General features: G+C 29.9%; 11 protein-coding genes, 1 other RNA gene and 1 pseudogene. 3 read left to right on the top strand and 10 right to left on the bottom strand.

The window, feature by feature from the left end:
* Positions 1 to 118 precede the first annotated feature (118 nt).
* From CLCHR_RS22125 to CLCHR_RS22115, 3 genes are all read left to right on the top strand, one after another.
* A complete protein-coding gene (locus tag CLCHR_RS22125; RefSeq protein ID WP_242966181.1) occupies positions 119 to 598 on the top strand; it encodes a TIR domain-containing protein in 480 nt (159 codons plus the stop codon).
* Between the two features lie 46 nt (positions 599 to 644).
* Complete coding sequence (locus tag CLCHR_RS22120) at positions 645 to 1,613, top strand: caspase family protein (RefSeq protein ID WP_079442071.1); 969 nt, start codon at positions 645 to 647, stop codon at positions 1,611 to 1,613.
* Between the two features lie 68 nt (positions 1,614 to 1,681).
* Positions 1,682 to 2,605, top strand: coding sequence for a hypothetical protein (locus CLCHR_RS22115; protein WP_079442070.1), 924 nt, complete (start codon positions 1,682 to 1,684; stop codon positions 2,603 to 2,605).
* 488 nt (positions 2,606 to 3,093) lie between these two features.
* Here the strand turns inward: CLCHR_RS22115 and CLCHR_RS22110 are convergent, their stop codons facing one another.
* The 10 genes and pseudogenes from CLCHR_RS22110 to CLCHR_RS22065 form a co-directional block, all read right to left on the bottom strand.
* Complete coding sequence (locus CLCHR_RS22110) at positions 3,094 to 4,002, bottom strand: RipA family octameric membrane protein (protein ID WP_079442069.1); 909 nt, start codon at positions 4,000 to 4,002, stop codon at positions 3,094 to 3,096.
* A gap of 264 nt (positions 4,003 to 4,266) precedes the next feature.
* Positions 4,267 to 4,769: pseudogene (locus tag CLCHR_RS25705) on the bottom strand (transposase); the annotation flags it as partial.
* A gap of 164 nt (positions 4,770 to 4,933) precedes the next feature.
* Positions 4,934 to 5,290: a transfer-messenger RNA gene (gene ssrA, locus CLCHR_RS22100) on the bottom strand.
* A 297-nt stretch (positions 5,291 to 5,587) separates the two neighbouring features.
* Positions 5,588 to 7,408, bottom strand: coding sequence for a PAS domain S-box protein (locus CLCHR_RS22095; RefSeq protein WP_079442068.1), 1,821 nt, complete (start codon positions 7,406 to 7,408; stop codon positions 5,588 to 5,590).
* A 56-nt stretch (positions 7,409 to 7,464) separates the two neighbouring features.
* Positions 7,465 to 7,737, bottom strand: coding sequence for an STAS domain-containing protein (locus tag CLCHR_RS22090; RefSeq protein WP_079442067.1), 273 nt, complete (start codon positions 7,735 to 7,737; stop codon positions 7,465 to 7,467).
* 11 nt (positions 7,738 to 7,748) lie between these two features.
* The gene (locus CLCHR_RS22085; RefSeq protein WP_079442066.1) at positions 7,749 to 9,749 is read right to left on the bottom strand and encodes a methyl-accepting chemotaxis protein; all 2,001 of its coding nucleotides are present in this window, start codon (positions 9,747 to 9,749) and stop codon (positions 7,749 to 7,751) included.
* Positions 9,750 to 9,809: 60 nt separating this feature from the next.
* The gene (locus CLCHR_RS22080; RefSeq protein ID WP_242966180.1) at positions 9,810 to 10,217 is read right to left on the bottom strand and encodes an ATP-binding protein; all 408 of its coding nucleotides are present in this window, start codon (positions 10,215 to 10,217) and stop codon (positions 9,810 to 9,812) included.
* A 293-nt stretch (positions 10,218 to 10,510) separates the two neighbouring features.
* Positions 10,511 to 11,227, bottom strand: a complete 717-nt coding sequence (locus CLCHR_RS22075; protein ID WP_079442064.1) for a YczE/YyaS/YitT family protein — start codon at positions 11,225 to 11,227, stop codon at positions 10,511 to 10,513.
* 258 nt (positions 11,228 to 11,485) lie between these two features.
* Positions 11,486 to 12,880, bottom strand: coding sequence for an NADPH-dependent glutamate synthase (gene gltA / locus CLCHR_RS22070; protein ID WP_079442063.1), 1,395 nt, complete (start codon positions 12,878 to 12,880; stop codon positions 11,486 to 11,488).
* Positions 12,880 to 13,193, bottom strand: a 314-nt coding sequence (locus tag CLCHR_RS22065) for an iron-sulfur cluster-binding protein (protein WP_479723264.1), incomplete at its 5' end; no start/stop codon positions are given. The genes CLCHR_RS22065 and gltA, both read right to left, overlap by 1 nt.

The raw sequence follows: 13,193 nt of genomic DNA, 5'->3' as shown, positions 1-13,193 counted from the left end.
GTATAACATATTACAAATAATTATCTACATTATTATGTTAAAATAAAGTTCTCTATTTCTATAAAAATACAACATATGATATAATTTCTATGTAATATATATGAAAGGTTGTGATTAAATGAGCATGACAATATTTATATCTCACAAACAAGAAGATTCCAATTCTGCTACTATTGTTTGTACTGAATTAAAAAGATTAGGCGTCTCTGCATATTTGGACTTACTAGATGGTGACTTAATGTTAGATGGAGAAAAACTAACAAGTCATATAAAAAATAGACTTAATTCTTGTACTGATTTATTGGTAGTAATGTCGAAAGAAACACAAAAATCTTGGTGGGTACCTTTTGAGATTGGTATGGCTTCACAATTAGATTTTCCGATAGTAAGCTATCTTATAGATCAAGTTTCACTTCCTGAATATCTTTCATATTGGCCAGCACTTAAAAAAATTAATGATTTATCTAAATATATCCAAGCTAAAACTAATGTATTAAATGAAAACACTATATACAAAAAAAGTTATAATTTCGAAAAATATGCTACAAAGCGTTCACAAACAGATGCATTCTACAAACAGTTAAAGAATATGTTATAGCTAATAGTAAATTTTTAACAATATTCTATTTAAGGAGGACTTTAATATGAGAAAAGCTTTAGTAGTAGGTATAAATAATTATCCATCATATCCACTTCGAGGATGTGTTAATGATGCTTCTGCTTTTGCAAGCATCATTGAGACTAATGGTGATGGTTCACCAAACTTTGATGTTAAACTTTTTACTGATGTTATGACTAAATCAGATCTAAAGGGCTTAATAATAGATTTATTTAGTGGTGATAGTGATATATCTCTTTTTTATTTTTCTGGTCATGGATTCATAAATGACATTGGAGGGTATATTGTAACACCTGATGCCAAAACAAATGATGAAGGTGTTTCCATGGATGAATTACTTTCAATAGCTAATGAGTCTAAATCAAAAAATAAAATAATAATTTTAGACTGTTGCCATTCAGGAGCATTAGGTTCTGCTAAAATAACTAACGGAAGATTATGTAATATATCCGAAGGTGTTTCAATACTTACTTCAAGCAAAAGTGATGAAGCATCATTAGAAATTAATGGACATGGTCTTTTTACAAACTTATTGTTAGAATCATTACAAGGCGGATCCGCAGATTTAAGAGGACATATAACGCCTGGAAGTATTTATTCTTATATCGATCAAGCATTGGGTCCATGGGATCAAAGACCTGTGTTTAAAACTAATATTACAAGGTTCACTTCTTTACGAGTAGTTCCTCCTAGCGTACCTTTAGAAACATTAAGAAAGCTTATTGACTATTTTCCAATACCAAAAAGTGAATTTGCTTTAGATCCATCATTTGAAGATACTAATACTCTTAATGTAGAACATAAGGTTGTTGAACCGTATGCCAAAAAGGAAAATACAGCTATATTTAAAAATCTTCAAAAATTTCAAAGTGTAGGCCTAGTTGTTCCGGTTGATGCAGGTTATATGTATTTCGCTGCAATGAATTCAAAATCTTGTAAACTTACTGCTTTAGGATATCATTATTGGAAACTGATAAAAGATAGAAGAATATAATGATTTAACACTCAAATAAATGACAGTTTAATTAATTTTAACTACGATAAAAGATAGGAATATAAATAATGAACATTATGACTTATAGAGATAAAATTAAAACAATTGTTAATATTGATAATAAATTAGATTTATTTAAAAACTATATAATAAATCAAATTACTAAACTAAATGAGGAACAAACCTGTGAAAAAGCAATAAATCCGCTCGATTATGCTCAGTGGTCTAATGCAGAAAGAGAAGAATTTGATGACAAATGGGATTATATAGGTTCTGATGCAATAGAAAATTTATTTAGTGAAATGGGCTGGCAATACTCAGAATTATCCAAACAACGCTCAACATCCAAATCAAGCATTTCAGATTGCGTTTATGTGTATTATGGCTTTAATGACGCCTGGAAAAAAATCAAAGACTGTGATACTGTAGATTTTTGTTATGCAATGATAGCATTATCGAAAGAATTATATACAGCTACATATATTGGTAAATTCTTAACTAATATAACTTCAAATGGACTTGATAAATATGACTTGATTGAATTAAAAAATACAGTATTAAATGCAAGAAAACCTACTATATTTGTAGCTATGTGGTTTTCAGATAAAATGAACTTAGCAAAAGAACAAATCATAGGCGCAATAGAATCATATGGCTTTGAAGCAGTTATTATGAATGAAAAGCAATATAACAATTTTATAATGCCTGAAATGTTTTATGAAATTAATGAAAGTACATTTGTTATTGCAGATTTTACTAGGGGTAGAAAAAGTGTTTATTTTGAAGCTGGTTATGCAAAAGCTTTAAACAAAGAAGTTATTATGACGTGTAAAAGCGGAGATTTTTCAGATGATCATTTTGATACCGAACAAATAAATCACATTCTTTGGGATGATGAAAAAGATTTATATTCAAAATTGCTAAAACGAATTCAAGCTACTGTATACAAAATAAAATCGCCAAACAATAATACTTCCTTACCAATAATTTAGGTAATTTCTTATGTTATAGGAATCTTATTTTAATTGGAAATAAAAAAATGTTCATAAATGAAACTTATAAAAACTCTGCCAGATCCATGGGCTTTTATAAGTTTCTATTTTGACCACAATGACACAGAAAAACGTTATTTGTTGGTCAAAGTAAAAATTCTAAAACTCGATTTTCTACTTAAGATTGGTCTGCAAAATCATCACTGCCTTAAAATTAATGAAAAAATTGTTTAGTGGAAAATTAAAAAATGTAATATAATAATTGTACTTGTTGGAAAATACATTACTAGTGCATCAGTATTTAAGAAATAAATTAGAATAATATCAAAAGATAACAATGTTCCTATTTTTTGTATATATTTTAGGTACAGATTCTAATAGCTCGTATATAGTTGTTACATTGGAATGTGACAAAATCGAGAATGAAAAAATAATTAATCAAAAAATTCATATTGTAAATATTTATTTCTCAATGTAATTTTAATATTTCACAAGATTTTTAATAATAAAAATTTAATAAATTCTTTAACTAAAGTAACTTTAAAAATAATAACAGTTATAAAAATAATAATATAAAGAATCAAAAATAGCCTTGGAATTATTTTTTCCGATTGGGTAAAAGACCTATATTTCTTTTTATTTTTACCTTCGCCTAATGCAATCCATTCAGCTTTAAAAATGGAAACAGGTAGAAATTGTTCCAACCTATTCAATACTTCGAATTTCCCTGCATTCAATTGCCCATATGATACCAATAAACTATTCCAAGATAAACATAATATCCCCCCTACTAATGAGAAAGCACAATAATATATATAGAGATAACTACTTTCTACCTTTGCTCCAGTTATTATACCTAACATAGAAATTAAAACGCCATTCGCCGTTAAAAAGAATGTATTCATAGCTTGTCTTCTTAGAATGAGAGATTCTGATGTTTGAAGTAATAATTTATATTCTTCTAATAGTAGTTTTTGACTCTCAATATCATTTTTTAATGATTCTTTATCGTTGAAAAGATTTTTCTCAATTTTTTTATTAATATCTAATTCAATTTCAATAATACTCTTTAGTTCATCATCAGTAATAATTTTCATATCATCTATCTCATTTGGCAAATTGAAACTTTCATCAAGCTTAATAACATATATTTTCTTATTAGCTTTTTGAGCTATTTTTAATTCCCAACTTATATTTTTACTTTGATGCGAATATTCTCCTACAATAACTATAATAAAATCTGATTTAATAATACTATATAGAGATAAAATTCTCCATATAAGCCAATGAGACTGATCTAATTTTAATATTTCTAATTTTTTATATTTTTTTATTCTATCAATAAATGTGTCTATTTTCTCTTTATCACCAAATGAATGAATTAGAAATGCTTTCATATAAGTAGGCTCCCTTTATAATAATACTAATTATTATTATTCAAAATTTAATAAATATGCGGTCATACTCAATGATATTTTTTATATCATGCCCCAATATTTACGACTTAGATAGTATAACATAAAATTTTCATGTTACAAACATCCAATTAAGTAAAATATATTACAGTAATTTGAATAATCATTAGATATTATGCTTTACATATAGGATGGTAAAAATAAATGTGAATGTAGCATTGCTAAAAATACAAATGCAAATGTATGCGCTTCAGAAACATTTTGATGTTCATCTCTTACATAAAAACGAACTGCATTCACCACTTTATCTGTTATTTTCGCTATTATTGATGGAGAGACCTCTATACCATATAGCTCATCGAGCTCGCATCGAAATGTCTCTTATAGATATTCAATGTGCACACAAATCAGTTATTTTTTATCTAACTCACTACAGTCTGTTTCATATTTTTGAATTGCTCTTGGCTTAAATTCTGATTTTCCATCTTTTGGAACGTCATAAGTATCTCCAAATAGCTACTTCCATCATCATTTTAGAATAAACATTTCGATAATTCTCTTCCCTTTTCCATTTCGTTATCAAATCTTTCATACGCCACTCTGTCTTGGCGTTCATCTATTTCAGCTTCAAGCAATTGTTGCATAACATCTTTCAATAATTATTGTATCAATCCATTGTTATCAGCAACATCATCTATACTTTTACACTTTTTAATTTCTTCTTGATAATTAATATTTGACACTTTTATTTTGAATCCTCACTTATTATGTTCAAGTATATTTAATTCTTTACAAGATAATCATAACTAATTTTACATGTTCTATACAATTGGCGGAGCTACCCCGTAACAATAAAAAACACGACCATCTGCAAGTAGCTATTCAAGCCACATACAGATGGTCGTGGATTTTATGGTGGAGGCGAGGGGTATCGAACCCCTGTCCGAAAGCAGCTGAATTTACCTTTCTCCGAGTGCAGTCTAAGTTTTAAGATTCCCCAAAAGCATCGCCCTTAGACAGGCTATACTTTCCGGTAGCTTCATAAATACCCCTCTAGCTCAAAGCTTTGCTAGGCTTCGTTTCCCACTTAAATGACACCAGTGATCCAAGCCGTAGGCAACCTGGGCTGATGAACAGCTTTAAACTAAGCTGCTAATGCAAAATTGTCTTCTGCGTTTACATTTAGTGCATACTTTATTAACGAGGCTCCATGCGTCCCTCGACTCGCTTAATAAACCCATCCCACCCCCGTCGAAGCCAAAACGCCCCCAGGTCAAAGATGGTTTAAAAACATATTCGGTTTTCAAAGAAATGTTCATCTTGTATAACCTATTCTATATCAATCACTACTAACTGTCAACTGGTACATTGTTACTCAGTTAGAACGAGCACTCATTTAACCTTGCATTATTACTACAACTTTGTATATTTTGATTATTTTCCAGATTTTTAATTTTCAATTCAATTTCTTAATTAGAAATCATAAATATTTTTGTACAGAAGACATTATCATAGTTCTTCCGAACAAAAATATTTGCTGTTTTCAAAAGAGTATTGATTTGTGTTTCTACTTTACTTCCATTGCAACCATTGTGCAGTCATCTTTTAACTTTCCGGCATCTAAAATACTATCGCTTAAAAATCCGTCTAAATAATTTTTAAATTCAAATATACTTGCATCTTCCATATATTCTTGTATTATTCTATCTTCATCTAAAATAAAATCTAATCCATCTGTAAAGAAGAAAACTTTATCTCCTGATTCAAAAGAAAGTATTTGTTCACAAAATTCACTGTTCTCAAACATTCCTAGGAAAGGACCTTCAACTATCTTTTCTTCTATCCCTTGTCCTTTCTTTTGAAAAAGGAATTGATTAATTCCCGCTCCAACTACTTTAAGTTCATTTTTATTAAAGTCCATACTAAAACAACATATAGCTATATAATTTTCTTCATAGTATTTAGTTAACTTCTCATTCAGATTTTTTACTATATCCATGGGTTCATGAACCTTAGCAACTTCTTGAGAACACAAAACATCAAATGCAGAAATATTTAGAGCTGCTGATATTCCTTTCCCCCTGACATCTGTAATTATCCCCAGTATTCTACTTTCACTTATTTCATAAATTCTATAAAAGTCACCACTTATCGTATTTCCCGGGACATAAACACTGGTAGTATTAATAAATTTTTGAGCAGGGAAGGTATTTTGCAATGTGTTTTTTTGAAATTCGGCAGCTTTTCTTATCTCTTGCTTCATCTCAGTAATATCTCTTATAACTGCTATAATTGCAGCCTTGCCCTCATACACTATATAACTATATGAAATCTGTAAATTAACTAATTTATTATTTGAAAGATAAAATTCATAATCATATACATCTTTGATTCTTTTTTCTGTTATTATAGTTCTAAATCTTTTGTGCAAAGCCTTTTTATATTTTTCTTGAAAGCGGTTATATACATTACTTCCAATCAACTCATTGTAACTTATTCCAAATATATTACAAGTCTCGTTATTAGCTAACACAATTTTATTATCCACAATTATAACTACAGCCTCTGGTGAACTATTGATAATTTGCTTATATCTTTCTTTGCTGTCTTTAAGTATTTTATCAAGAATCTTCTTTTCTGTAATATCACGAAGTCTCTCAACAATAAACAATAATTCTCCATCTTCTCCCATTACAGGATTATAACATACATCCATAAATTTATTTAATTCTGGAATGTATCTTTCTCTTGATAACATTTCTTTAGTTTCTATAACTTCTTCAAAAGAACAATCCACGCATTTCTCTTTCCTTGCTAAAATTTCATAGCACATCTTTCCATTGACTTCTTCTGGCATCTTTTTATAGAAATTGTATCCAGCTTCATTAAAGAAAGATATTGTATAATCAGTGTTATATACTTTTATTACATCTGGAATTCCATTTAATATCCCCTTTAATTCTTTCTCTAGCTTCTTACGTTCAGTAATATCCATAGCAATTACTAGGACAAAGTTTTTTTCACCCTTACTGAAAATAGATATATCTGATTCAACAAAGATACTTTTTTTATCTTTTGTTCTTAGTATCAATTCAATTTTATTGATACTTTTTTGATATATTAACTTTCTAAATATCCCAGCTTTATCTTTCCAATTATCCCCTTTTAAAATATCTGAAGGTAGTACGTTTCTAAGTTCATCTTTAGAATAACCTAAATCACTACAAAATTTATTATTAAAATCAACAAAGTATACAGGGGTAAATTCTTTATCCAATTCTATAACAAATGCTAGTTCATTTATCTTATCCCAAATTTCTTTATAACTAGTTTCATTTAACTTTACGTCTTCATCTAATATTAATGCTTTTTCTTTACCTTCATACATAAATCTATAAGTCCTTTCAATCTGATTTATTAACTTATTAAATTCTCAGATGCTTTTTATGGACATATTTCAAATACTTTATCTAACCTTGTTAATTTAAATAATTTCTCGACTTCAGGTTTTAATGATTTTAATTTTACGCTGCCACCATTTTCAGCGCACTTTTTATAAATTGCTACTAATGCACCAAGACCAGTACTATCTATAAAAGTACAATCATTAAAATTAAATATAAAGTTCTTTTGACCTCCATCAATTAGGCTATTTATTTTCACTCTAAAATTTGCCACCTCATCAACAATAAAATCCTTAGGTATATTTATTTCCATCTACTATCACCTCATATTTTAAATCTTTCTACAAGTTTAGTTAATTCTTCAGCCATAGCACTTGTTTCCTCAGCTGTCGCTGTCAAATTATTAATTGCATTTGCCTGTTCTTCTGTCGCTAAAGACACATTTTCACTATTGGCAGAGTTACTTTCTGTAATTGTAGCTATGTCATTAATAAGCTTTATTACTTTATCTGATGACGCTACTTCATCACCAGTAATATCAAGTATCTCATTTACATGTCCTGCTATATTTTCTATTGCGTTAATTATGTTAACAAACGCCTTATCTGTTTCTGATACTATCTTAACTCCATTGTCAACTTCTTCTTTCGCTCTCTCCATTGCAGATACTGCATTTTGTGTTTGTTTAACCATTTCCCTAACTAATATAGCGATTTCTTTCGCTCTATCATTTGACTCTTCTGATAGTTTCCTAACCTCATCAGCTACAACACTAAATCCTTTACCGTGTTCCCCTGCCCTAGCTGCCTCAATTGCTGCATTTAATGCTAAAAGATTTGTTTGCTCCGCAATGGAATTTATTGTATTTATGATCCCATTTACTTTGGTTGATAGGCCACTTAATGATTCAAGTGACTGTGCAGTTTCATCACTTCCAATACTGATAATATTCATTGCCTTTACTGTTTCTTCTACTTTTTCTCTTCCAAGGTCCGCTACAGCCATAGTATTTGCAGCATTTGAACTTGTTGATTTTGCTCTATTTTGAGCTAATTGAACAAGGCTTGAAAGCTGTACTAAAACTTTAGAAACATCAACTATAGACTCATTCTGCTTTTCTGCATCTTGTGCTACTTGTGTAACTGTTGCACTAATTTCTTCAGTTGCAGAACTGATTTCTTCTGATGATGCTGCCATCTCTTCTGACGCTGCATTTAAATTTTCTGCGGCATTGGTTACACTTCTGACTATTTCATCTTGATGTTTTATCATTTCATTAAATGAGTTTCCAAGTTCCTCTATCTCATCTTTACTCTTTATGCTAATCCTAACAGTTAAATCTCCATCACCCGCACGTTTCATTAACTTTTCTAAGCTTTTAATTGGATTAATTATCCCTTTAGTTGAATACAAATAAGCACATAGCATTGCAACAATAATCGATATTATAACAATAATTATTGTATTATATCTAATTCCTAGCGCAGCTGACATATATTCATTATATTCTGCTGTCACTGCAATTACCCAATTATCTGCAGGTTGAAAAACAACATATTTGTATTTATTTCCATAAGTGTAGAAACCTTCTGAGGATTTTCCTGCCTTCATTTCATTAATTATTAATTTTAAATCCTCACCTGCATTATCACTTGCATTTTCTTTTAAAATCTTACTACTATCTGGATGATAAACAATTAATCCATTTTTATCAATCATATATGCATAACCATTTTGTCCAACTTTAATTCTAGCTGCATAATTTGAAATACTTTCAAATTTAATACTTCCAACTAAAGTTCCAATTAATTTACCATTTTCTTTTAACGGATAAACTATAAAAATTGCTGGATTACCAGTGAACCTGGATATTAGTACTTCGCTAACTACCTCATTCCCACTGCTTAACGCTTGTTTCATGTATTCTCTATCACTTAAATCTATGTCTGGCTCTTTTGTCTGGTTATCAATAATAACTTTACCATAAGCATCTGTAATAATTAACACTTCCATGAAATCCTTATTTTTATCTTGAACATTCTTTATGTATTGAAATGCTGTATCAATATTCTCAGTATTTGAATTTTGTATAGCTTTCCCTAGGTCACTATTTAAACTTGCCACTTCTAATGAATGTTTTACTGATACTATGGTTTCATCAATCAAAACAGATGTACTCGAAGTTTGTTCTTTTAATTGTTGTTCAACGGACGCTTGTATTGATCTACTAGCCATTTCGTATGATATGACTCCTAATATCCCCATTGGTATAGAAATAAGCACAAAAAAAGTAATCATTAATTTTATTTTTAAAGAAATTTTCATTAAATTTTCCCCTTTATATGTACAATATTGATTGAGTATTAATTATTTACTTTAAACACTTCAATCATTTATATCTTGTAGAAGATATTTTTTCATGATTATGGTGTTACCACTAAATATTAGTTCATCAGCATAGGAATTAATAATAAATAACCCTCTTCCTGATTCATCTAGTATTTTTTCTTCACTAATTTCTTCATGTAGTTTTTTGTCTTTTACTCCTTGTCCACAATCTTCCACTTTAATGCTTAATAAGTTATCTTTCACTTCCCACTCAACATATATTGGTTTATTTTTATCACTATTATTACCATGAGTATAAGCATTGGTGATTGCTTCAGATATAATCAATTTTATTTCAAAATGCTGATTCCTTAATTCTAGGGCTTTCATGATATAATCTAGCTTTTGACTAGTTTCACTCACCCCATAGAATACCACTTTACCACTGGTATCCGACATATTCATAATCCCTCCTCTTGCTAAAATATAATTACTCTAAAAAAATAATTTTTAAATTTTATAATATACAACTAGAATCACTCTTTATTATCACACTTATTTCACTATTTTTCAACATATGACAATATACTTAATAATTTCTAAAAATATATATACTCTTATTAAAATAAATATTTCAGTGTTAATTTCTGTATCACTTATCTTTGCAAAAAAATAACTGCTATAGACATTTTAATTATCTATAACAGTTATTTTTTAGTTATGTTTTTAATTATTATTACTTTAATAAAGATAGCTTATTATGCAGTAACTGCAGAACTATCAAACTCTTCGCTTTTTTGCTCTACTATTTTATTTACAAATTTTTCACCATAAGGCAAGAAGAATTGTATAAACGGTCCTGTTGATAACATTGATATTACTGTACCAAGACCAATTTTTCCTCCTAAAACAAATCCAATAATTAAAAATCCACCATCCAAAGCTATTCTAATCCATCGGTATTCTATCTTTGTTTTATCTTGTATTATAAATGGCACAATATCATTTGGAGCAACACCTACATTTGCCGCTGATAAAATTGAAAATCCTATAGCGATTATTAAACATCCAAATACTACTAATAAAGCTCTTATCATATAGTTATAAGATTCAACCGGAAAATACGAAACTACTTTTACTCCTAAATCTATGATTGGTCCTACTCCAATTACACAGATAAGTGTTCCTATTTTTATACGATGCCTATCTACTACTAATATAATAGTAAATAATATTAGTAGTATAATCATGTTGGCGATTCCAGGCGTTACTTCTGCTGCTCCACTTATTAATTTTACTATCCCTATATTCTTTAATCCTGTTTTATTTAACAAGAACGCTAGACCTTGAGTGAATACAGTAAATGGATCCGAACCAATGTTAGTCTTTAGAAATAATGCTACTCCAAATTGAATTATACTCATTCCAACAAAAAATAAGACTAACCTTTTAAGTAAATTAATTGCTTTGTTCATGTTTTTTCTCCTTTATTATATAATTTATTTTATTAATCAGGATGCCTGTAAAATTTTTCCACGCAAAAAAAGCACTAACTAACATAAACATCCTCAAATATCTATGTATAGTTAATGCCTGCCTACCAGTAACATACTATATCATGAATTAACTCTACCATATTTGCAATTATCCGTCAATAACCGCATTAATATTTCATAAAAAATCAGTTTCATTCATTTAGGCATATGAATGAAACTGATTCTAATTATTTGGCTCTATTTTCCTTGTAAATATTCATCTATTGCTTTAGCAGCTTTTTTACCTGCACCCATAGCTAATATTACTGTGGCAGCTCCTGTAACTGCATCTCCTCCAGCATAAACAGCTTCTTTAGTAGTAAGACCTGTTTCTTCTTGAGCTACTATACATCTTCTCTTATTAATTTCTAAACCTGCAGTTGTTGAAGAAATTAATGGATTTGGTGATGTTCCAAGAGACATTATTACAGTATCTACATCCATAACAAATTCTGATCCTGGAACTTCAACTGGACTTCTTCTACCAGATGCATCTGGCTCTCCAAGTTCCATCTTAACGCATTTCATACCTTTAACCCATCCATTTTCATCAACTAGGATTTCTGTTGGATTAGTTAATACATCGAAGATTACTCCTTCTTCTTTAGCATGATGTACTTCTTCTACTCTTGCTGGAAGTTCCGATTCTCCTCTTCTATACACAATATGGCTTTCTGCACCAAGTCTTAAGGCAGTTCTTGCTGCATCCATAGCAACATTTCCTCCACCAACTACTGCAACTTTCTTTCCAGCTCTTACTGGTGTATCATATCCATCTACAGCAGCTTTCATTAAGTTTACTCTTGTTAAAAATTCATTAGCAGAGCATACTCCATTAGCATTTTCTCCTGGTATCCCCATGAACTTAGGAAGACCTGCTCCTGAACCAATAAATACAGCTTTAAATCCTTCTTCTTCAAATAATTCATCTATTGTTATAGTTCTACCAATTATAACGTTAGTTTCAATTTTAACACCAAGCTTTTTAATATTTTCAACTTCATTTTTAACTACTTTTTCTTTTGGAAGTCTAAATTCAGGAATACCATATTCTAATACTCCTCCTGCTTTATGAAGTGCTTCAAATATTGTTACGTCATATCCCTTTTTAGCTAAATCTCCAGCACAAGTTAACCCTGCTGGTCCACTTCCTATAACTGCAACTTTAATACCATTTTTAGTTTCTGTTGCACTTAAATCAACATTATGTGATGCTGCCCAGTCTGCTGTAAATCTCTCAAGCTTACCAATAGACACTGAGTCGCCTTTTATTCCTAATACACATTTTCCTTCACATTGCTTTTCTTGTGGACAAACTCTTCCACAAACTGCAGGAAGTGAGCTATATTTCGAAATTTCTTTCGCTGCTTCTTCAAAATTTTCATCCTTAAGATGTGAAATAAAACCAGGAATATTAATTGATACCGGACATCCCTCTACACACTTTGGAACTTTACAATTCAAACATCTTAAAGCTTCTTTTGTAGCTTCTTCTTCATTATATCCAAGACAAACTTCTTCAAAGTTTGTTGCTCTAACCTTTGGGTCTTGTTCTCTTACAGGTATTCTAACCATTCTTTCTTTCATATCCATTATTTATCACCTCCGCAACCGCAGCCACCATGATTGTGCGTGTTACCTTCTTCAACTTTTAATTGTGCTTTTCCTTCTTCACTTTTATACATAGTTTGTCTTCTCATTGACTCATCATAATTTACTAAATGTCCATCAAATTCTGGTCCATCAACACAAGCAAACTTAACTTCGCCTCCAACTGTTACTCTACATGCGCCACACATGCCTGTACCATCAACCATTATTGGATTTAAGCTTACTGTTGTTGGAATATTTAATTCCTTAGTTAACATAGAAGTAAATTTCATCATTATCATTGGTCCAATGATAA

Origin of the sequence: Clostridium chromiireducens (genome assembly GCF_002029255.1) — a bacterium.
Lineage (GTDB): Bacteria > Bacillota > Clostridia > Clostridiales > Clostridiaceae > Clostridium > Clostridium chromiireducens.
Note: the sequence above shows the minus strand (reverse complement) of the source record. Positions and strands in the feature narration are given on the sequence as shown.